Here is a 21,034-nt window from a genome sequence, read left to right on the forward strand (position 1 = left end):
GACCTGCGCCCCGCCCGACAGAAAAAGCTGCTGCAAATCTACCGGCAACGCCTTGACACAAGCCGCCTCATATAAGCCCGGGATGACAATATCGAAATGCAGGACCGTTTCCACCTACCCTGGGAACGCCTACGACCGCCGGGCGAGCTGCGTCCCGGGCACCAGCATGCCGGCGCCCACCGTCCTCAGGCGCGGATGCTCGACACTGCCCAGTACCTCGCGCAGGTGCAGCAGGAAGGCGCCGGCCGCCGTCGCATCCCAGAACCAGTTGGCCAGCACCGTCGACGGCGGCGCGGCGGCACCGTCATCCGCGGCCTCCAGGTGGAAGGCCTTCAGGTCGTCCGCGGCATAGCGCAGGGTCTGCGCCGCCTGCTTCAGGTCGCTGACCCCGCCCTGCGGCGCGCCTGCTGCGAACGGCGCCATGAAGGCCGGAAGCTTTTCCGGCGACAGGCCGGACAGGCCGACGGTGGTGCGGCCGAACGCGGTCCGGCGTGCGGTCCAGCGCGGCAGCAGCGCGTCGATATCCGCCTGCAGCGCCGCCTGCCAGGCGGCCGGGTCGGCGGGCGCATTACCGGACCAGGGCAGGGCCGGCGGCGACCAGTCCATCGCCTCCGACGGCTGCTCTTCCGGCCAGTCCTCCAGGATCGGTCCCGGGCCGGGACGCTCCAGCAGCCCCAGGGCATGTCGCAGGACGCGCAGTCGGGTCTCCGCATCGTCGGGATTGCCCAGCGGGCGGCCCAGTTCGAACGGCACCCAGAGCGCCCGCGGCGGACGGCTCTTCTCCGTGTGCAGACGGATCAGGCTGATGCTCGTGGTGGCGATGCCTTCCGCTTCCAGGTAGTGACCGAGCCCGCCCACGGCGCGCGTACAGAAGGGTCAAACCGGGATCAGGATGGCGCTGTCGCTGCCTTCGGCCCTCAGCTGCGCGGCGACCCGGGCGGCCTGCTCGGCCATCGCCTTGGGGTCGGTCGCGCCCATGAAGGAATAGTGGTTCGCCCCCGCCGCGCCGATCTCGCCGGCGGCCGCCAGCGCGTCCAGGCCGGCCCGCGGCAGCACCACTTCGGGATCGCGCTGCCAGCCGGTGCGGTCGAAATTGACCGAGACATGGCTCATCAGCACCGCATCCGCGGGCGCGTCGTGGGGCAGGCGGCGGAAATCCGCGTCGCCGCCCTGGAACGGCGTCTCGCCGCGTTGGTACAAACCTGCCGTGGAGACGATGGCCACCCGGCGCCGGTTCAGCGGCGGGCCCTGCGTCCAGGGCGCCGTCTCGAATTCCGGGCATTCCAGCTCGGTGAGGCGGATCCTGGTCGGCTCCGGCAGGTCGGTCAGGCGCGCCATGGCCGGCCTCCCTGGTGGTGGATCGGATGCAGACGATTGCAACTGCGGTGATGGTAGCGGCTTGCCGGCGGCGGCGCCACAGTTCACCGTTTCTGGGGCGCGGAGATATGGCGGTACTTCTGCCGCTGCCGGCCGATCAGGCGGAGCCGCTCGGCAAAGGGCGGCGGCGCCTGCGGGTCCAGCAGGGGCTCGTCCAGCGGCGGCCAGCCGGCATCCTGGAACTCCAGCGCGATGCTGAGTCGCGGCCCGCGCGCCCGCCGGGTCATCCGTCCGCCCCAGTGCGGCAGGTCCTGGCGCCACATCAGCACGTCGCCGGCGCGGGCCGGCAGAGCGATGGCGGTGCCGTGCACCGGGGTTCCGTCACGCAGGCCGACCTGCGGGCGGACATGCATGCAGGCATTGTCCGGCCCGGCATCGCTGAGCGCCAGCCAGAAGGAGAGGGAGACCGCGTAGGGCACCTTGCCGTCCACCGCGCTCAGCCCCTGATAGTCCACATGCGGCGGCCAGCCGCGCGCGCCGCCATGGCTGCCCAGCCGCCCGGGCAGCAGCGCCATCGCCCAGAGGTTGGGCAGCATGGCGCAGCGGAAGCCCAGGAAGTGGGTGGCGACCGGCATGACCTGTGCGGCTGCCCGCCAGGCGGCGTCGTCCCGGAAGATCCCCACCGGCGGGATCCCGGCCTGCCGCAGCTGCAGCAGCCGCCGGGCTAGCGGGCGGTGCAGGCGTGGCGGCAGAAGGCCGGGCAGGCGGGCATAGCCGTGGCGCCACAGGCTGGCGGCGGCGTCGTGCAGCATGTCGGGCGGCATGGCGGGCAGCATCGCGGGCGCCGGCGCCATCGGCCTCAGCTCCCGTGCGCGTCCAGCAGGGCCTGAACCTCGGCGGCCGGCCGCCGGCTGAGGACGGCGAGGGTGGTGCCGATCGCGGCCACCACCAGCGCCGCCGCGATGTCCCAGCCGAACGGGATCCAGCCCATGCCGCCGCCGAAGCCGCCCATCCAGGACAGCGCCGCCAGGCCCGCCAGCCAGGCCAGCAGCCAGAGCGAGCGCCGCCACTGGCTGGGCGGCCCGCCCGGCCGCCGCAGCACCGGATGCAGCACGACGCCGAGCGCGATCAGCCCGGCCAGGACCCGCACCGTGTCCCAGCCGCCCCAGTAGATCAGCAGGGTGATGATCCAGACGGCCAGATAGCCGAGCGGCAGGGCGAAGGGCAGGCGGAAGCGCCGCGGATGGTCCGGCAGCTCGCGCCGGAAGGCGAGAAGGGCGACCGGGCCGCTGATCAGCGACAGGGCGATGGTGCCGGTCACCAGGGTCACCAGGCTGTCGAAGGGCATGAACATCAGGCCGGTGGCCAGCGCCAGGTTCACCGCCAGCGACAGCGCCGGGATGCCGTGGCGGGTCAGTACGGCGAAGGCGGCGGGCAGCATATGGCCCTGCGCCATGCCCTGCAGCAGCCGGGTCGCCGCCCCCATCATCCCCAGCCCGGTGCCATAGGGGGACACCACGGCGGCGGTGTGGATGACGATGCCGACCCACAAGAGGCCGGCCGCCGCGGCCACCGCCGCGAATGGGCCCAGCGCGGCGCCGAAATGCAGCTTGCCCCAGCCGCCGGACAGGGCGTCGGCCGGCATGTTGGCGATCATCACGAACTGCAGCAGGCCGTAGAGCGCCAGCGCAGCAACGATGCCCAGCGCCAGGGCGGCGGGCAGGGTGACCTGCGGGTTGCGGGCATCGCCGGCCAGGTCCACCACGTTGCGCCAGCCCAGGTAGGAGAAGATCACCCCGCCGGTGGACAGGGCGGCGAAGATTCCGGGCAGGCCGAAGGGCGCGAAGCCGCCGCCGGCGGTGAAATTGCCGAAGTCCAGCTGCGTGCCGAGCAGTGCGATCGCGACGATCACCGGCAGCGCGATCTTCAATACGGTGATGCCGTTGTTCACTCGCGCGAACAGGCGGGCGCCGAACAGGATGGTCAGGCCGACCAGCGCCAGCAGGGCCAGCGCCAGCAGCCAGCCCCAGGCGGTCAGGAAGGCGGCGCTGCCGTCATGCTCGCCGGGCTGGTAGATCCAGGGCGCGATCGGCGCCAGGTAGCGCAGCAGGATCAGGGTCTCCAGCGCGGCGACCGCGGTGCAGCCGATCCAGGAGGTCCAGCCCATCAGCATGCCGTTCAGCGGCCCGTGCGCAGCCTCCGGGATCCGCGCGATGCCGCCGGACACCGGCAGGATCGCCGCCACCTCGGCAAAGGTCAGGGCGACGAGCAGCATCGCGATCCCGCCCGCCAGCCAGGCGACCAGGGCGGCGGGGCCGGCCGCCTGCGCCGCCAGTTCCGGCGCGAACAGCCAGCCGGAGCCGATCATGCTGGTAATCGCGACCAGGGTCAGGCCACCCAGGCCGATCGTGCGCTCCGTCTGCGTCCGCCCGGTGCCCGGCGGGGCGCCCGCCATGGTCAGTACGGCGTGGAGTCGGTGAGGGTCACCTCGTCCACCTTGTGATGCGCGATCATCGCCAGCAGCTCCGGCCGCCGGGTACGCGACATGAAGGCCAGGACGAAACCCATGACCGCCAGCGCCAGCGCCACCAGCAGGTCCCAGCCGAAGGGGATCACCTCCTCCCCGCCGCCGAAATTGCCGAGCCAGGACAGCAGCGCCAGGCCGCCCAGATAGGGCACCAGCCACAGCGCGCGGCGCCAGTGGCTGGGCTCGCCGTCGGTGCGCTGGCGCAGCAGCGGATAGAGCAGGATGCCGACGGCGATCACGGCGATCAGGATCTTGGTCGTGTGCCAGCCGGACCAGTAGACCACCAGGGTGACGACCAGCATGCCGATCACCCCCACCGCCGGGGCGAAGGGCGCCTTGAACACCCGCAGCCGGTCCGGCAGTTCGCGCCGGAAGGCATAGATCGCGATCGGCCCGGCGACGAAGGACAGGGTGATGGCGGAGCCGTTCAGGGCGACGATGGTCTCGAACGGCACGAACAGCATCACCGCGCCGATGATGAAATTGACCAGCATCGCGATCATCGGCACGCCGGAACCGGACAGCTTTTCCAGGCTCCGCGGCATCGACTTGTTGCGCGCCATGCCATAGAGCAGCCGCGCGTTGGAGCCGACCGCGACCAGCGCGCCGCCGAACGGGCCGACCACCGCGCCGGCCAGCACGATCGACGACATCCAGACCAGGCCGACCGCCATCGCCACCCCGGCGAGCGGTCCCAGGTTCTGGCCGAAATGCAGCTTCGACCAGCCGCCGGACAGCAGGTCGCCCGGCACCGCGCCCATGAAGGCCAGCTGCAGCAACACGTACAGCACCAGCGAGATCAGGATCGCCAGCATCAGCGACAGCGGCAGGTTGACCTGCGGGTTCTCCGCCTCGCCCGCCAGGTCGATGGCATGGCGGAAGCCGATGAAGGAGAAGATCACCCCGCCGGTCGATACCGCCGCCATCACCCCGGCCCAGCCATAGGGCATGAAGCCGCCATGGTCGGTCAGGTTGCTGCCGTCGAAGCTGTCGATCAGCAGGACGGCGACGATCAGCAGCGGGATCGCCAGCTTGAACCAGGTGATGGTGTTGTTGATCTTCGCGAACAGCGCGACGCCGAAGGCGTTGATCACGACGAACAGCGCCAGCACGGCGACGGCGAAGATCCAGCCGATGGTGGTGAAGTCGGTCTCGCCGCTATGGCCCGGCAGGTAGAGCCAGGGCATGAATTCGGAGGCGTAGCGCAGCATCACCGCCGTCTCGATCGGCGCGGTGCTGCAATAGCCGATCCAGGCGGACCAGCCCATCACCATGCTGGTGGTGCTGCCATGGCTGAAATGCGGGATGCGGGCGACCCCGCCGGCCAGCGGCAGGGTGCCGGAGACCTCCGCGAAGGACAAAGCCAGCAGGAACATCGCCACGCCGCCGATCGCCCAGGCGACCAGGGCCGCCGGGCCGGCGACCTGCGCGGTCAGCATCGGGCCGAACAGCCAGCCCGAACCCACCATGCCGGTGAAGGCGGCAAAGGTGAGCCCGACCAGCCCGATCCTGCGCTGCAACTGCATCGGTCCCCCCGCGTGATGAAGCCCCGCCCCGGTCCGGCAGCTTGTCGGATGCGCCGCCTGCGGCCGGGATCGAGCAGCTTACCGGAGCCGGCGGCGCGACGCGACTGTTGCGGGCCTTGCGGTTGCCGGCCGTCCCGGCCGGTCATGCGCCGCCGGCGTGCCGCCTCTGCGCCCCGCGCCCTTGAAAGCCGGCGGGCGCGTTGGAACAATCCGCCGCGCGCCGGACCCCGGCGCCATCGACAGGCGGGAGGAGACAGGCATGCATTGGGCGACGGACGAGCGATGGGCGATGCGTCACGAGACGCATTACGGCAGCCGCGTGGTGCGCGCCTATCGCGATCGGCCGGCGAACCTGGATGCCATGCTGCGGGCGACCGCCGCCCGCGCACCCGGCCAGGATGCCGTCACCGATGAGGTTGCCGGCACCCTGACCTTTGCGGCCCTGGATGCGATGGTCGATGCGCTGGCCGGCAGCCTGTCGGCCGCCGGGCTGAAGCAGGGCGACCGCCTGGCGCTGCTGATCGGCAACCGGATCGAGTTCCTGGCGCTCTGCTTCGCCTGCTACCGGCTGGGCGCGATCGCCGTGCCGATGAACATCCGCCACCGCGCGCCGGAGACGGCGTTCGAGCTGCGGCAATGCGGCGCCGCCGCCTTGGTCTACCAGCCCGACATGGAACCGCACCTGCCGGACCTGAAGGCGCTGCCCGACCTGCGCCTGGTCTATGCCCTGGACAGCGACGGCTATGCCGCGCTGCTGCGCGACGCCCCGGCGCCGCCGGCCGTCACCATCCACGAGGACGATCCGGCGACCCTGCTCTACACCTCCGGCACCACCGGCAAGCCGAAGGGGGCGGTGCTGACCCATTTCAGCATCGTCTCTTCCGCCGTGCATTTCGCCCATGCCTGGCAGGCCCGCCCCGGCGACGTGACGATCCTGGCGGTGCCGGCCAGCCACGTCACCGGCCTGGTCGCGATCCTGGTCAACATGGTCAATATCGGCGGCCACACCGTGATGATGCAGGCCTTCAAGGCCCGCGCCTTCCTGGAGCGGGCGGAGAAGGTCAGGATGACCGTCGGCATCCTGGTGCCGGCGATGTACAATCTCTGCCTGCTGGACCCGGAGTTCGAGCGCTTCGACCTGGCGCAGTGGCGGGTCGGCTCCTTCGGCGGCGCGCCGATGCCGGAGGCGACGATCGCGCGGCTGGCGAAGATCCTGCCCAATCTGGAACTGATGAACGCCTACGGCTCCACCGAGACGACCTCCCCCGCCACCCTGATGCCGCTCGGCCATACCCCGGAGCACACGGCGTCCGTCGGCCAGCCGCTGCCCGGCGCCGACATCCTGGTGATGGACGAGGACGGCAACGAGGTGCCGCGCGGGCAGTCGGGTGAGCTGTGGATCGCCGGGCCGATGGTGGTGCCCTGCTACTGGAACAATCCGGAGGCCGACGCGAAGTCCTTCCTGCACGGCTACTGGAAGTCGGGCGATATCGGCCGCATCGACGAAGGCGGCTATGTCCATGTCCACGACCGGGTGAAGGACATGATCAACCGCGCGGGCTACAAGGTCTTCTCCGCGGAGGTGGAGAACGTGCTGTCCCACCACCCGGCGGTGGTCGAATGCGCCGTCGTCGCCCGCCCCGACCCCGTCCTGGGGGAGCGGGTGCAGGCCTTCGTGGTGCCGAAGGATGGCGGGGTCGAGGTCGCCGAGCTGCGCAGCTTCTGCGCCGAGCGGCTGTCCGACTACAAGGTGCCGGACAACATCACCTTCCTGCCGGACGCCCTGCCGCGGAACCCCAACGGCAAGATCCTCAAGACCGACCTGCGGGCGATGGTGGCAGCGGAGCTGGAGGCGGCGGGGAAGGGCTGACGCCAAGGAGACTGTCGGCGGTATCGACCTGTCGCCGCATACGGGGCTAGGCTCTCCCAAGCGCGCACGGGAGGGATGGCGGTCATGCAGATCGGGCTCTATGCGAACACCCACGGGCAGGCGAACCGGGACGATACCGACATCTTCCTGATGCAGACGCCGGTGGACCAGATGCGGCCGGTGCAGGTCGCGGAACTGGCGGAGGCACAGGGCTTCCATTCGCTCTGGTTTCCCGACCATGTCTGCATGACCATCGATTCCGACAGCTTCCACACCGCCAACCAGTCCGGCACCCGCGCCTACCAGCCGCGGCACAACATGCTGGACGCCGCGGTCTGCATGGGGGCGGTGGCGGTGCGCACCAGCCGGCTGAAGCTCGGCACCTCCTGCCTGATCTCGCCCTATCGCGATCCGCTCAGCGACGCCCGCCAGTTCATGACCGTCGACCAGTTGTCCGGCGGGCGGCTGATGCTGGGCGTGGCCGCCGGCTGGATGCAGGAGGAATATGCCGCCGTCGGCGTGCCCTTCGAGGAGCGCAACGGCCGGCTGAAGGAATGCATCGAGATCTACAAGCGGTCCTGGACCGACGAAGTCGTCGCCTATGACGGCGAGTTCTACCGCTTCGCCAACGTCTCGATGGACCCGAAGCCGGTGACCCGGCCGCACCCGCCGATCGTCTATGGCGGCAACACGCCCTTCGGCGCGCGGCGGGCGATCCGCCTCTGCACCGGCTTCTATCCCCTGTTCCTGGACGCCCATGCGGAGCCGGACCGCTTCGCGCCCCTGCAGGACGAGATCCGCCGCGAGGCGGAGAAGCTGGGGCGCGACCCCGCCGGCTTCACCATGACCTGCGCCGCCAGCGCCCGCATCACCGATGCCGGCGACCCGCAGTCGGAAGAGCGGCCGCGCCGCACCTGCACCGGCACTGCCGAGCAGGTGCTGGAGGACCTGGAGCGCTTCGCGAAGGCGGGCTACTCCCTGGTCGTCTGCATGTTCGAATGCCCGTCCGGCGAACTGGCGGAACTGGAGGACCAGATCCGCCGCTTCGGCGCCGAGGTGATCCCCGAAGCGCGCAAGTTCGCGCCGGCGGGGGAATGGCTGCAGGTGGACTGACGGCGACACCACACCATTGCATCCGTCCTCCTCGGGCCTGACCCGAGGAGCGCGACGGGCCGGCAAGGCTGCAGGGCGGAGCAGCGTTGACGCCGGCGCTGGGGCCCTCGGTTCGGGGGCCTACGGGATTCACATACTCTTTTCTCTTCGACGTGCCTCCCTGTTGCCGTCGCCCTCGGGCTTGACCCGAGGGGCATGACGGGACAGGGACGCCGCGCAGCTTCACCGCCTTGCCACGATCCTCGGGTCAGGCCCGAGGATGACGGCAAAAAGGGTAGAACCGCAGGGCTGCTCTGGCTCCGCTGACGAGATGTGTGAATGCCGTAGGCTCGGGGGCCGAGGGCGACGGAGATTCTTGGGCCTCTTGATACCTGAGCGATTTGCTCTAATTTCCGGCTCGAAACCGGAGCGATCCGCTCCGGATTTGGATCGGAAGGAGTGCGCCATGCGGATGAGCCGCCTGGCCGACTATGCCATCGTGCTGCTGACCCAGATGACCGCGGACCGCGGCCGGCTGTGGACCGCCCACGACCTCTCGGCGGAGACCGGCTTGCCGGCGCCGACCGTGTCGAAGGTGCTGGCGATGCTGTCGCGGCGCGGGGTGGTGAGTTCGATCCGCGGCGTGAAGGGCGGCTACGGGCTGGTGCGCGACCCGCACCAGGTCAGCGTGACGGAGATCATCGAGGCGATCGACGGGCCGATCGCGCTGACCGACTGCCAGGTGGCCGCCGGCAATGCCTGCGAGGTGCAGAAGCTCTGCCCGTCGCGGCGCGGCCTGCACCAGGTCGCCGCGGCCGTGATCGGCGCGCTGAACGGCATGACCCTGGCCGACATCTCCCTGCCGCTGTCCTTCGGCGCGCCGGTCGGCGAGCCCGCGCCGCAGCTGCGGCCGGAACCGAAGCACCCGGCCGGCCCTTCCCCCAGTGCAGTGCGTCCCGCGTAAGGAACCGTATCGATGCCCGCGAATGTCCAGACCGTCGAGACGGTCGAGCAGCTGAACAAGTACAAGTACGGCTTCGTCACCGACATCGAATCCGACCTGGCGCCGAAGGGCCTGGACGAGGGGACGGTGCGCTTCATCTCCGCCAAGAAGGGGGAGCCCGAATGGCTCCTGGAATGGCGGCTGAAGGCGCTGGAGCAGTTCTTCGCGCAAGCCGACCGCGAACCGACCTGGGCGAAGATCGACTATCCGAAGATCGACTTCCAGGACCTGCACTACTACGCCGCGCCGAAGCGCCCCGAGGATGGGCCGCAGAGCCTGGACGAGGTCGACCCGGAACTGCTGCGCACCTACGAGAAGCTGGGCATCCCGATCCAGGAGCAGAAGCTGCTGGCCGGCGTCGTGGCGGTCGACGCGGTATTCGACAGCGTCTCCGTCGCCACCACCTTCAAGAAGAAGCTGGCGGAGGCCGGCGTCATCTTCTCCTCCATCTCCGAGGCGGTGAAGGAGCATCCGGAGCTGGTGCGCAAGTATCTCGGCTCCGTCGTGCCGATCTCCGACAATTACTACGCCACCCTGAATTCGGCGGTCTTTTCCGACGGCACCTTCGTCTACGTGCCCAAGGGGGTGCGCTGCCCGATGGAGCTGTCGACCTATTTCCGCATCAACGAGGCGAAGACCGGCCAGTTCGAGCGCACCCTGATCGTCGCCGACGAGGGGTCCTACGTCTCCTACCTGGAAGGCTGCACCGCGCCGCAGCGCGACGAGAACCAGCTGCATGCCGCGGTGGTGGAACTGGTCGCGCTGAAGGACGCGGAGATCAAGTATTCCACGGTGCAGAACTGGTATCCGGGCGACGAGAACGGCAAGGGCGGGATTTACAACTTCGTCACCAAGCGCGGCGCCTGCCGCGGCGACAATTCGAAGATCTCCTGGACCCAGGTCGAGACCGGCTCCGCGATCACCTGGAAATACCCGTCGGTGATCCTGCAGGGCGACAATGCGGTGGGCGAGTTCTACTCCGTCGCCGTGACGAACAACGCCCAGCAGGCCGATACCGGGACCAAGATGATCCATATCGGCCGGAACACCCGGTCGACGATCATTTCCAAGGGGATTTCCGCCGGGGCGGCGCAGAACACCTATCGCGGCCTGGTGCGGATCCAGGGCAAGGCGGAGAACGCCCGCAACTACACCCAGTGCGACAGCCTGCTGATCGGCGACCGCTGCGGCGGCCATACCGTGCCGTATATCGAGGTGAAGAACCGCAGCGCGAAGGTCGAGCATGAGGCGACGACCTCCAAGATCAGCGACGACCAGCTGTTCTACTGCCGCCAGCGCGGCCTGTCGGAGGAGGAGGCCGTCTCCACCATCGTCAACGGCTTCTGCCGCGAGGTGCTGCAGAAGCTGCCGATGGAATTCGCGGTGGAGGCACGCGCCCTGCTTTCGGTCAGCCTGGAAGGCAGCGTCGGCTGAAGCCGCGCGCCCGCACACACAAGAAAAGAGTTCGGATCATGGGTTTGCTGGATATCGAGAAGCTGCACGTCACCGTCGACGGCAAGGAGATCCTGAAGGGCCTGGACCTGTCGGTCCCGGCGGGCGAGGTGCATGCGATCATGGGGCCGAACGGCTCCGGCAAAAGCACCCTGTCCTATGTGCTGGCCGGCCGCGACGGCTATGAGGTCACGGAGGGCCGCGCCAGCTTCGACGGCAAGGACCTGCTGGCGATGGAGCCGGAGGAGCGCGCCCGCGAGGGGCTGTTCCTGGCCTTCCAGTACCCGGTGGAGATCCCCGGGGTCGGCAACGGCACCTTCCTGCGCTCCGCCGTCAACGCGGTGCGCAAGCATCGCGGCGAGGAGGAACTGGATGCCGGCGCCTTCCTGAAGGTCGCGAAGGACGCGATGAAGCGGCTGGGGATGAACAAGGACTTCCTGTCGCGCGCGGTGAATGCCGGTTTCTCCGGCGGCGAGAAGAAGCGCAACGAGGTGTTCCAGATGACCATGCTGGAACCGCGCCTGGCAATCCTGGACGAGACGGATTCCGGCCTGGACATCGACGCGCTGAAGATCGTCGCCGACGGCGTGAACGCGCTGCGCGATCCCGGCCGGTCGATGCTGGTGATCACCCATTACCAGCGCTTGCTGGACTATATCGTGCCGGACAAGGTGCATGTCCTGTCCGGCGGCCGGATCATCGCCTCCGGCGGGCCGGAACTGGCCGCCCGGCTGGAAGCCGAAGGCTATGCCACGATCGAGGCGGCGGCCTGAAGCGATGAACATGCAGACCGACAGCCATCCCGCCGCCGGCGAGGCGCAGCTGCCCGAGGGCTTCCGTGCCCTTTGGGCGGACGTCCACCGGCAGTTGCCCGGCCATGACGATCCCGCCGCCGCGGCGCAGCGTGCGGCTGCCTTTGCCGCGGCCGACGCTCTGGGCCTGCCGAACCGGCGGGTGGAGGACTGGAAGTTCACTTCCACCCATCCGCTGGGGCGGATCGTGCCGCAGGTCGCGGCCACACCCGCGTCGGCAGGCGACTGGACCGACCGGCTGGCGGGCTGGCCGCTGGACGGTGCCTCCGTCCTCGCCCTGCTTGACGGGGCCTGGTGCCCGGATCTGGGCCGCGGCGCGTTGCCCGAAGGCGTATCGCTGTCGCGTCTTTCCGAGGCGCCGGCCGGGCTGGCCGACCTGCTGAAGCCATTGCCGGGCGGTGGCGAGGCCACGGTGCCGAACCTGGTCCAGGCCTTTGCCGGCGAAGGGCTCCTGATCGAGGTGGCGGCGGGCGCAGCACCGGCGCAGCCGCTGGTCATCCTGCACCTGTCGTCGGGCGCGGCGCCGGTGCACCATCTAAGGCATCGCCTGCGCCTGGGCGAGGGGGCCACGCTGACCGTCGTGGAACTGCACCTGTCGGCGGCCGACCGGTCGTGCTGGGCGAACCTGTTGATCGACATCGAGCTGGCTTCGAAGGCACGGCTGTCGCACCTGCGGATCGGCGGCGGCAAGGGCCATGCCCTGCGTACCGCCTTCCTGCGCGGCCGGCTGGCGGCGTCTTCCGCCTATGAGGGCACGGCGATCGCCCTGGGCGGCGACCTGGTGCGCGACGAGATCGATATGCGCCTGGCGGGCGAGGGCGCGTCCTGCCGGCTGGACGGGCTGAACCTGGCCGCCGGACGGGACCATCTGGACAGCACCCTGCGGGTGGCGCACGACGCGGCGCATTGCCGTTCCAATCAGCACTACCGTGCCGTCGCGAACGATCACGGCCATGCGGTCTTTCAGGGCCGCATCGCGGTGGCGCCCGGGGCGCAGAAGAGCGACGCGCACCAGCTGCACCGCGCGCTGCTGCTGTCGGACGAGGCGGTGGCCGACGCGAAGCCGGAGCTGGAGATCCTGGCCGACGACGTGGCCTGCAGCCATGGCGCCAGCATCGGCGACCTGGACGAGGATGCGCTGTTCTACCTGCGTGCCCGCGGCATCGGCGCCGCAGCGGCCCGCAACCTGCTGATCGATGCCTTCGCCGCGGAGATCGTCGAGGGCATCGCCGATCCCGCCTGGCGGGCGGCGGCCGGCGACGCGTTGCAGCGGCGCCTGCACCGGATGGTGGAGACGAGTGATGAGTGAGGCGGCAAACCTGACGACCGATCGGCCGCTGGACCTGGAGGCGGTACGCCGCGACTTCCCGATCCTGCAGGAGCGGATCTACGGCAACCGGCTGGTGTTTCTGGATTCGGGTGCCAGTGCGCAGAAGCCGCAGGCGGTGCTGGACGCGATCCGGGACGCTTACGAGCACAGCTATGCCAATGTGCATCGCGGCGTCTACCAGCTGAGCCAGAAGGCCACCGACCTGTACGAGGGCGCGCGGGAGACGGTGCGCGCCTTCATCAATGCCGGCGCCGTGGAGGAGGTGATCTTCACCGGCAATGCCACCCAGGCGCTGAACCTGGTCGCCAATGCCTTCGGGTCGATGCTGGAGCGCGGCGACGAGGTGGTGATCTCCCACATGGAGCATCATTCCAACATCGTGCCTTGGCAGCTGCTGCGCGACCGCGCCGGCATCGTGCTGAAGGTGGCGCCGATCGACGAGCGCGGCGTGCTGGACCTCGACGCGCTGGAGGGCCTGCTGGGGCCGCGCACGAAGCTGATCTCGATCACCCATGTCGCCAACGCCCTCGGGACGATTGTGCCGATCGAGAAGGTGGTGGCGATGGCGAAGGCGCGCGGCATCCCGGTGATGGTCGACGGCAGCCAGGCGGTGCAGCACATGCCGGTCGACGTCCGCGCCCTGGACGTCGACTTCTACGTCTTCACCGGCCACAAGGTGTACGGCCCGTCCGGCATCGGCGTGCTCTACGGCCGGAAGGAGATGCTGGAGAAGATGCCGCCCTGGATCGGCGGCGGCGACATGATCCTCTCCGTCACCTTCGACGAGACGGTCTACAACGACCTGCCCTACAAGTTCGAGGCCGGCACCCCGAACATCGTCGGCGCCATTGGACTCGCCGCCGCGCTGGACTATGTCACCGGCCTGGGGCGGGAACGGATCGCCGCGCACGAGGCCGACGTGCTGGCCTATGCGCACCGGCAGCTGGGGCAGTTCAACAACCTGCGGCTGATCGGCACCGCGCCGGACAAGGCCGGTGTCGTGTCGTTCCTGATGGAAGGCGCGCATCCGCACGATGTCGGCACCATCCTGGACCGCCAGGGTGTCGCGGTGCGGGTCGGCCATCACTGCGCGCAGCCGCTGATGGAGCGGCTGGAGATCCCGGGCACCGTGCGCGCCAGCTTCGGTGTCTATAACGGCCGCGACGATGTGGATGCCCTGGTGGCGGCGCTGGCAAAGGTCTCGGAGATTTTCGGATGACGGACGGCGGCCGGACGACGGAGGGAATGGGGACGCAGATGGCGGAAGCGACGAACCCGGCGGCAGGCGGCAATGCGGCTGCCGACCGCGACCTGGAGATGCGGGTGATCGACACCCTGCGCGACGTCTACGACCCGGAGATCCCGGTCAACATCTACGAGCTGGGCCTGATCTACAACGTGGCGGCCGACACCGAGGGCCTGGTGGAGGTGGTGATGACCCTGACCACCCCGCACTGCCCGGTGGCGGAGACCATGCCGGCGGAGATCGAGGCCCGCCTGCGCGGCCTGGAAGGGGTCAGCGATGTCCGGCTCGACCTGGTCTGGGAACCGCCCTGGACGCCGGAGATGATGAGCGAGGCGGCGCGGCTGGAACTCGGCTTCCTGTAGGCCGGCCGCCCCTCGACTTCGTGAGAAGCGTTCCTATCTAGGAAGGCTGGAGTTCTTGATGGCCCGCCGGCATGTGCCGGCCGGCCCAGTGGCAAGGAAGGGAGTGGCCCGCATGGCGTCCCCCCAGGCAATGCGAATCACCGAGGCGGCCGCGAGCCGGGTGAAGGAGCTGATGGCGCGGCGCCAGGACGGCGATGCGCCGATGATCGGCCTGCGCATCGGCGTGGGTAAGCGCGGCTGTTCCGGCATGTCCTACGAGATGGAATATGCCACCGAGAAAAAGCCGCTGGACGAGGTGGTCGAGGACAAGGGCATCACCCTGCTGATCGACGTGCAGGCGCAGATGTTCCTGTTCGGCACCGAAATCGACTATGTCGACGACAAGTTCGAATCCGGTTTCGTGTTCCGGAATCCGAACGAGAAGGGCCGCTGCGGCTGCGGCGAATCCTTCCACGTGTAGACCGGCTCCGGCCCCGCTTGTCTTTCTGTGTCGCGCCGCCGGCGCCGCGGCACTCCCGCACCATCGCGGCCATGTGACCTGCCCGCGGGGCCTGCGCCCCGCGCCGGCAGGCCGTGGTCCCTGCTTGCCGATGGTGGCCATATCCCGGAATCGTTGAGATTTCGTGGACGGCGGCTCTGCCCTGCGCGATCGCGGCAGGTCCGTCGCATTTTTCCCCTCGTGTAACCCTTCATTAAGGGTAGCGGCCCGATGCTGATCCGGTCTTCAGCCCAGGGTCGAGGCGACCGGACTCTGCGGTCGTCATTCAACTGCGACAGACAAATGTTGTGCCCTGAGGCTGTCAGAGGTGCGGAACGTGACCAGTGGAGCGGGATACCCGGCCATGAACTACCAGGAACCCCGCGGGTCCAGCGTGCGGCAGCAGGGAGACATCGCCGTGAGCGAGCCATGGCGGGTTGAAGAAAGCGCGGCCGAGCGGTTCCTGCGCGGGGCGGTGGCAGCCGATCCGCGGCGGGTCACCCAGGCCCTGACCGCGGCGCTGCGCAGCGCGCCGACGGAGGCGGAGAGCCTGATCGCGCTGGCGGTGCGCCTGGCGCCGCAGGAACGCGAGGCCATCCTGAAGACGGGGGAGCAGCCCTCGGAGTCGTCTCGCAGCGACTGATCCGGCGGGGCGCCGGTCCGCAGCCGCCATCCGACGACCGGGGCGCCCGGCAGCAGCCGATTGACGCCGGTGGCGCTTGCCTGAATGATCCGGCCGTGAGCGCCCGACCTTCCCTTCGCAGATCCAGCCGCACCCCACGCTTCGGGGGCGCTGCCGCCTTGCGCCGCAGCGGCGTCGCGATCGGTGCGGCCCTTCTCCTTGCCCTCCTGCCGGCGGCCTGCGGCGGCAGCGCGGATCCGGTCAGCGCCTATTTCGTTGCGCCGCAGATGTCCAAGTCGGGCCCCGGGCAGCTCAGCCTTTGCTACAACCGCTATGCGGAAAGCGTCGAGGACCTGCGCCGGCAGGTCAGGGAGGTCTGCGAAGGCCCGCGCCTGATCCGCAACGCGGTCAACCTGGACCGCTGCTCGCTGTTCTCGCCGGTGGAGGCGCGCTTCGAATGCAGCCGCGTCGCCCGCAGCCTGGCGGAGGAACGGCCGCAGATGCGCCTGGATGTGATCCGTTGAGGTGGAGACCCCCGACGTCGCGCCGGCAGGGCTCCGCCTGAATGTGCGGCATTGCGGGCCTCTGGCGCCGGGGCGGCCTGGTGCCGGCCGACGGGCCGGACGGGGCGGACGACCGGGGCAATATCGGCCGGCTGACAAGCCGTCTCAGCCGGCGGGGGCCGGACGGCGACGGCATCTGGGCCGACCCGGCGGCCGGCATCGCGCTGGGCCATCGGCGGCTGGCGATCATCGACCTGTCCGATGCCGGGCGGCAGCCGATGGAAAGCGCCTGCGGCCGCTACCTGCTGACCTATAACGGCGAGATCTACAACTATGCCGTCCTGCGCGACCGGCTGGCCGCGCTGGGCCACCGCTTCCGCGGCCATTCCGATACCGAGGTGCTGCTGACCGGCATCGCCGAATGGGGCATGGCGGACTGCCTGCGGCAGGCGGTCGGCATGTTCGCCATCGCGCTGTGGGACCGGAAGGACCGCAGCCTGACCCTGGCCCGCGACCGGCTGGGGATCAAGCCGCTGTACTATGGCTGGCCGGCGACGACCGCTTCGGGCGGCGACCTGTTCCTGTTCGCCTCCCAGCCCGGCGCCTTCACCCTGGCGGAAGGCTGGCAGGGCCGGATCGACCCGCAGGCGCTGGACGCCTTTTTCCGCTTCAACTACATCCCCGCGCCTCTGTGCATCTGGCAGGGCTTCGCGAAGCTTCCGCCGGGCACCTGGCTGCGGCTGGCTCATCCAGGCGATCGCGACGCCCGTCCGCAACCCTTCTGGGACCTGCATGCGGTTGTCGCCGGTGCGCGCGCCGGCCGCGATCCGCAGATGAAGGATGCCGAAGCGGTGGCCGGCATTGACGCCGCGCTGCGGGAGGCGGTGCGCCTCCGGATGGTCGCCGACGTGCCGCTGGGCGGGCTGCTGTCCGGCGGCGTCGATTCCTCCACAATCGTGGCGCTGATGCAGGCGCAGAGCCCCCGGCCGGTGAAGACCTTCACCATCGGCTTCGACATTCCCGGCTACAACGAGGCGGAGCAGGCGAAGGCGATCGCCGGCCATCTGGGCACCGACCATCACGAGCTCTATCTGGGTCCGCAGGACGCGCTGGACCTGGTGCCGGACGTGCCGGAAAGCTTCGACGAGCCGTTCGCCGACGCCTCGCAGCTGCCCACCACCCTGGTCTCCCGCCTGGCGCGGGGGTCGGTCACCGTCGCCCTGTCCGGCGATGGCGGCGACGAGGTCTTCGCCGGCTATACCCGCTATGCGCTGGTGGCGCGGCTCGCCGGCAGCCTGGGCCGCCTGCCCGCCGGCCTGCGCCGGGCGATGGGCGCCGGGATCCAGGCGCTGCCGCCGGAGGCCTGGAGCCGTGCCGCAGGGCTGCTGCCGGCCCGGCATCGGCCGCGTCTGTTCGGCGACCGCCTGCACAAGCTGGCCCGGATCATCGGCTTCGTCGATGGCGACGACCTGTACGAGAAGCTGATCCGGGTCTGGCAGGAACCGCCGCTGCTGCCCGGCCTGGTCGGGGAGGCACCGACCGCCGCGCCGCCGCATGCGCCGCCGCTGTCCGACCTGACGGAACGCATGATGCTGCGCGATACCGGCCACTACCTGCCGGACGACATCCTGGCGAAGGTCGACAGGGCCAGCATGTCGGTCGGGCTGGAAGCGCGGGTGCCGATTCTCGACCACAACGTGGTGGCGGCGGCCTGGGCCCTGCCGCAGCGTTTCAAGATCCGGGGCGGGGTGACGAAATGGGCCCTGCGGCAGGTCTTGGCGCAGCACGTGCCGCCCGCACTGACCGACCGGCCGAAGATGGGATTTGCCGTGCCGATCGAACATTGGCTGCGCGGTCCCTTGCGGGAATGGGCGGAAGACCTGCTGTCGCCGCAGAGCCTGGATGCCGGCGGCATGATCGACGGCGACCTGGTGCGCGCGCGGCTGGCGGAGCATCAGAGCGGCCGGCGCAACTGGCAGTATCAGCTGTGGGGCGTGCTGATGTTCGAGGCCTGGCGCCGCCGCTGGGCCGCCTGAGAGGGCGGGCATGACGGCCGGGCTGGGGCATGACGGGCGCGCGCAGGGCCTCTATGGCCGGATCGTCGACTGCAACCGGTTCGACATGGGCCAGTTCCGCCCGCTGGTGGCGTTCGACGCACAGGGCATGGCGCTGCGGGTCGGTGCGGTGCACCGTGCGGTGGCGCCGCGACTCGAATCCTTTCGCGAGCTGTTTGCCGCCGATGGCGATGTCCTCCGGCTGGGCCGACCCGGCATGCCGTCGGCGGCAGTGACCGCCGCGCTGGATGCGGCGATGCGGGCCCTCTACGACCGCGACCGCCGCGGCTTCGGCCGCTGGACCGGGGAGCCGGCGCCGGTCCTCGCCGACTGGGACGGGCCGGTCCTGTTCGACGTGGAACGGGCGGCGCACGGCCTGCTCGGCGTCAAGGTGCGCGGCGTCCATGTCAACGGCTTCACCCGCGGGCCCGACGGCGCGATCCGGCTCTGGCTGGCGCGCCGGTCCCGCGACCTGGCGCACCATCCGGGCCTGCTGGACCAGATCGCCGCCGGCTTCCTGGCCTCCGGCACCGCGCCGCGCCGCGCGGCCGAGGAAGAGGCGGCGGAGGAGGCGGGCATCGACGGCGCGCTGGCCGGCCGGCTGCGGCAGGTCAGCTCGATCTCCTACTGCCTGCAGTTCGACTGGAACCTGGTGCCGGGCGCGGTCTTCATCTTCGACCTGGAACTGCCGCCCGGCTTCCGGCCGGAGAACCGCGACGGCGAGGTGGAGGGGTTCGAGCTGCTGACCCTGCCGGAGGTGATGGAGCGCCTGCAGGCGCCCCGCATCTTCAAGTTCGACTGCGCCCTGGTGGCGCTGGACTTCCTGGCCCGCCACGGCGCGCTGGAAGGGCATCCCGACTACCTGCGGATCATCCAGGGCCTGCATGTCCGCGGGCCCTGGGACGGGCCGCTGCAGGGCGGTCAGTCGTAGAACTCGGTCACCGTCGAGAAGCGCGGCCGGTCCAGGTCGCGCGGCAGCACGATCACCTCGTCGGCGGGAATCGGCCAGGGAATGTCCAGGTCCGGGTCGTTCCAGGCCAGGCCGCGGGCATGGCCGGGGGCGAATTCCCGGTCCAGCTTGAAGATCGTCTCGCAATCGTCGGTCAGGGTGCAGTAGCAGTGCGCGAAGCCCGGCGGTACCAGGATCTGGTTCCAGCCGTCGGGGTCCAGCTCCGCCATCACGTAGCGGCCGAAGGTGGGCGAGCTGCGACGCAGGTCGACATTCACGTCCAGCATCCGTCCGCGGGTCACCCGGATCAGCTTGCCCTGGTCGTAGGGCGGCAGCTGGTAGTGGAAGCCGCGCATCGTGCCGCGCTTCGGCGAATAGCAGTGGTTCTCGTGCAGCGGAACGAAATCGATGCCGGCGGCGCGCAGCCCGTTCATGGAATAGCTCGGCATCACCCAGCCGCGGCTGTCGCTCTTCTTCGGCGCCCGGAAGACCTTCACGTCCGGGATCTCCAGGCTGCGGATCTCCAGCCCCTCGGTCACCGTGCCCCGCGGTTCTTCCCCGGCCGGCCGTTCGATGGTCATGCCTGCTTGCCTCCGCATCTGCGTGATGATCGCCCGCGCTTCTTGCCCTCCGTGGCGGCAGAGGGCAAGAAGCGCGGGCGGCCGGCGCAAAGAGCCGCGGGGAGACGGGCAGGGACGTGCATCCGGCGATTCATCTGTGGCGCGGCATCGGCTGGCTGGCGACACCCGCGGTGCGGCGGCTGCTCACCGCCCGTGCACGCCGCGGCAAGGAGGATCCGGTGCGGCTGCCGGAACGCTGGGGCCGGGCGGGGGCGGCGCGGCCGGGCGGCCCGCTCGCCTGGGTGCATGGCGCCAGCGTGGGCGAGGGGATGGCGGTGCTGCCGCTGCTGCACCGCCTGGCGGCGGAGCGGCCCGACCTGAACGTCCTGCTGACCACAGGTACGGTGACATCGGCATCGGCATTGGCGCCGTTGCTGCCGGCAACCGTGCGCCACCAGTTCGTGCCGGTCGACGTGCCGCAGGCGGTGCGCCGCTTCCTCGACCATTGGCGGCCCGACCTGGGAATCTGGACGGAATCGGAGTTCTGGCCGGGGCTGATGGCCACGGCGCAGGCACGGATGCCCTGCCTGCTGCTGCAGGGCCGGGTCTCGGCGCGCTCGGCACGGCGCTGGCAGCGGCCGGGTTCGCCGATCCGGTCGCTGCTGGGCGGCCTGCGGCTCTGCCATGCCCAGTCGGCGGAGGATGCGGCGCGGCTGCGGGCGCTGGGCGCGCCTGATGTCCGCGCCCTGGGCAACCTGAAATGGGCCGCCCCGCCACTGCCGGCCGACGAGGATGCCCTGGCCGCACTGCAGGCAGGCCTGGCCGGCCGACCCGTCTGGCTGGCCGCCTCGATCCATCCGGGGGAGGAGGCGGCAATCGCCGCCACGCACCTCGCGCTGGCGGAACGGCATCCCGGCCTGCTCACCCTGGTGGTGCCGCGGCACCCGCCGCGCGGGCCGGCCTTTGCCGCCGCCTTCGCCGCCGCCGGCATCGCCTGCGGCCTGCGCAGTGCCGGTGACCGGCCGGGTGCGGCGCCGCTCTACATCGCCGACACGATCGGCGAGCTGGGCCTGTGGTACCGGCTGGCGCCGGTCGCCTTCATCGGCGGCTCGCTGGTGCCGCATGGCGGGCAGAACCCGATGGAGGCGGCGCGGCTGGGCTGCGCCATCCTGCACGGTCCGCATATGGATAATTTCACGGAACTGGCGGCCGGTCTTGCGGCCTGCGGCGGTGCCCGGCCGGTGCCCGAAGCGGCGGCGCTTCCGGCGGCCGTCGATGCACTGCTCTCCGCCGAGGCGGCGGCGGTGGCACGGGCCGCCGGGGCCTATGCC

20 protein-coding genes are annotated in these 21,034 nt (G+C 70.3%); 14 read left to right on the top strand and 6 right to left on the bottom strand.

The features are described from left to right. Positions 1-129 precede the first annotated feature (129 nt). From ACFOGJ_RS06855 to ACFOGJ_RS06875, 5 genes are all read right to left on the bottom strand, one after another. Entirely contained in the window at positions 130-858 is a 729-nt protein-coding gene (locus ACFOGJ_RS06855) for a hypothetical protein (RefSeq protein ID WP_379899097.1), read from the bottom strand. An 18-nt stretch (positions 859-876) separates the two neighbouring features. Beyond that, positions 877-1,338: a hypothetical protein gene (locus tag ACFOGJ_RS06860; RefSeq protein ID WP_379899098.1), complete on the bottom strand. Its 462-nt coding sequence runs from the start codon at positions 1,336-1,338 to the stop codon at positions 877-879. 83 nt (positions 1,339-1,421) lie between these two features. Then, the gene (locus ACFOGJ_RS06865; RefSeq protein WP_379899099.1) at positions 1,422-2,171 is read right to left on the bottom strand and encodes a phytanoyl-CoA dioxygenase family protein; all 750 of its coding nucleotides are present in this window, start codon (positions 2,169-2,171) and stop codon (positions 1,422-1,424) included. 5 nt (positions 2,172-2,176) lie between these two features. Beyond that, a complete protein-coding gene (locus ACFOGJ_RS06870) occupies positions 2,177-3,772 on the bottom strand; it encodes an APC family permease (RefSeq protein WP_379899101.1) in 1,596 nt (531 codons plus the stop codon). 2 nt (positions 3,773-3,774) lie between these two features. Beyond that, positions 3,775-5,364, bottom strand: coding sequence for an APC family permease (locus ACFOGJ_RS06875; RefSeq protein WP_379899102.1), 1,590 nt, complete (start codon positions 5,362-5,364; stop codon positions 3,775-3,777). Positions 5,365-5,629: 265 nt separating this feature from the next. Here ACFOGJ_RS06875 and ACFOGJ_RS06880 point away from each other — a divergent pair, with 265 nt between their 5' ends. The 13 genes from ACFOGJ_RS06880 (at position 5,630) to ACFOGJ_RS06940 (ending at position 19,125) form a co-directional block, all read left to right on the top strand. Continuing rightward, on the top strand, positions 5,630-7,240 hold the full coding sequence (locus tag ACFOGJ_RS06880; protein ID WP_379899103.1) for a class I adenylate-forming enzyme family protein: 1,611 nt from the start codon (positions 5,630-5,632) through the stop codon (positions 7,238-7,240). 84 nt (positions 7,241-7,324) lie between these two features. After that, on the top strand, positions 7,325-8,353 hold the full coding sequence (locus tag ACFOGJ_RS06885) for a TIGR03619 family F420-dependent LLM class oxidoreductase (protein ID WP_379899104.1): 1,029 nt from the start codon (positions 7,325-7,327) through the stop codon (positions 8,351-8,353). 445 nt (positions 8,354-8,798) lie between these two features. Beyond that, entirely contained in the window at positions 8,799-9,296 is a 498-nt protein-coding gene (locus tag ACFOGJ_RS06890) for an SUF system Fe-S cluster assembly regulator (protein WP_379899105.1), read from the top strand. A 12-nt stretch (positions 9,297-9,308) separates the two neighbouring features. Further along, positions 9,309-10,769 (top strand): Fe-S cluster assembly protein SufB, encoded by a 1,461-nt coding sequence (sufB, locus tag ACFOGJ_RS06895; protein ID WP_379899106.1) that lies wholly within the window; start codon positions 9,309-9,311, stop codon positions 10,767-10,769. 38 nt (positions 10,770-10,807) lie between these two features. After that, the gene (sufC, locus tag ACFOGJ_RS06900; RefSeq protein WP_449288577.1) at positions 10,808-11,560 is read left to right on the top strand and encodes a Fe-S cluster assembly ATPase SufC; all 753 of its coding nucleotides are present in this window, start codon (positions 10,808-10,810) and stop codon (positions 11,558-11,560) included. Positions 11,561-11,564: 4 nt separating this feature from the next. Next, on the top strand, positions 11,565-12,908 hold the full coding sequence (gene sufD, locus ACFOGJ_RS06905) for a Fe-S cluster assembly protein SufD (RefSeq protein WP_379899107.1): 1,344 nt from the start codon (positions 11,565-11,567) through the stop codon (positions 12,906-12,908). Beyond that, a complete protein-coding gene (locus ACFOGJ_RS06910; protein ID WP_379899108.1) occupies positions 12,901-14,148 on the top strand; it encodes a cysteine desulfurase in 1,248 nt (415 codons plus the stop codon). Before sufD ends, ACFOGJ_RS06910 begins: the two co-directional genes overlap by 8 nt. Further along, positions 14,145-14,537: a DUF59 domain-containing protein gene (locus tag ACFOGJ_RS06915; protein WP_379899109.1), complete on the top strand. Its 393-nt coding sequence runs from the start codon at positions 14,145-14,147 to the stop codon at positions 14,535-14,537. The genes ACFOGJ_RS06910 and ACFOGJ_RS06915 overlap by 4 nt, the downstream gene beginning before the upstream one ends. Positions 14,538-14,649: 112 nt before the next feature. Next, entirely contained in the window at positions 14,650-14,997 is a 348-nt protein-coding gene (locus tag ACFOGJ_RS06920) for a HesB/IscA family protein (protein WP_379899110.1), read from the top strand. A gap of 382 nt (positions 14,998-15,379) precedes the next feature. Next, a complete protein-coding gene (locus tag ACFOGJ_RS06925) occupies positions 15,380-15,658 on the top strand; it encodes a hypothetical protein (protein ID WP_379899111.1) in 279 nt (92 codons plus the stop codon). 158 nt (positions 15,659-15,816) lie between these two features. After that, on the top strand, positions 15,817-16,161 hold the full coding sequence (locus ACFOGJ_RS06930; RefSeq protein WP_379899113.1) for a hypothetical protein: 345 nt from the start codon (positions 15,817-15,819) through the stop codon (positions 16,159-16,161). Between the two features lie 41 nt (positions 16,162-16,202). Next, positions 16,203-18,176 (top strand): asparagine synthase (glutamine-hydrolyzing), encoded by a 1,974-nt coding sequence (asnB, locus tag ACFOGJ_RS06935; protein WP_379899114.1) that lies wholly within the window; start codon positions 16,203-16,205, stop codon positions 18,174-18,176. A 10-nt stretch (positions 18,177-18,186) separates the two neighbouring features. After that, positions 18,187-19,125: an NUDIX hydrolase gene (locus ACFOGJ_RS06940; RefSeq protein WP_379899115.1), complete on the top strand. Its 939-nt coding sequence runs from the start codon at positions 18,187-18,189 to the stop codon at positions 19,123-19,125. Here the strand turns inward: ACFOGJ_RS06940 and ACFOGJ_RS06945 are convergent. After that, positions 19,116-19,724, bottom strand: coding sequence for a dTDP-4-dehydrorhamnose 3,5-epimerase family protein (locus tag ACFOGJ_RS06945; protein WP_379899116.1), 609 nt, complete (start codon positions 19,722-19,724; stop codon positions 19,116-19,118). The genes ACFOGJ_RS06940 and ACFOGJ_RS06945 overlap by 10 nt on opposite strands. A 116-nt stretch (positions 19,725-19,840) precedes the next feature. Between ACFOGJ_RS06945 and ACFOGJ_RS06950 the strand changes: the two genes are divergently transcribed. Beyond that, the coding region (locus ACFOGJ_RS06950) for a 3-deoxy-D-manno-octulosonic acid transferase (protein ID WP_379899117.1) at positions 19,841-21,034 on the top strand (1,194 nt) is incomplete at its 3' end.

Source organism: Marinibaculum pumilum (assembly GCF_042646425.1).
Taxonomy (GTDB): Bacteria; Pseudomonadota; Alphaproteobacteria; order Ferrovibrionales; family Ferrovibrionaceae; genus Marinibaculum; species Marinibaculum pumilum.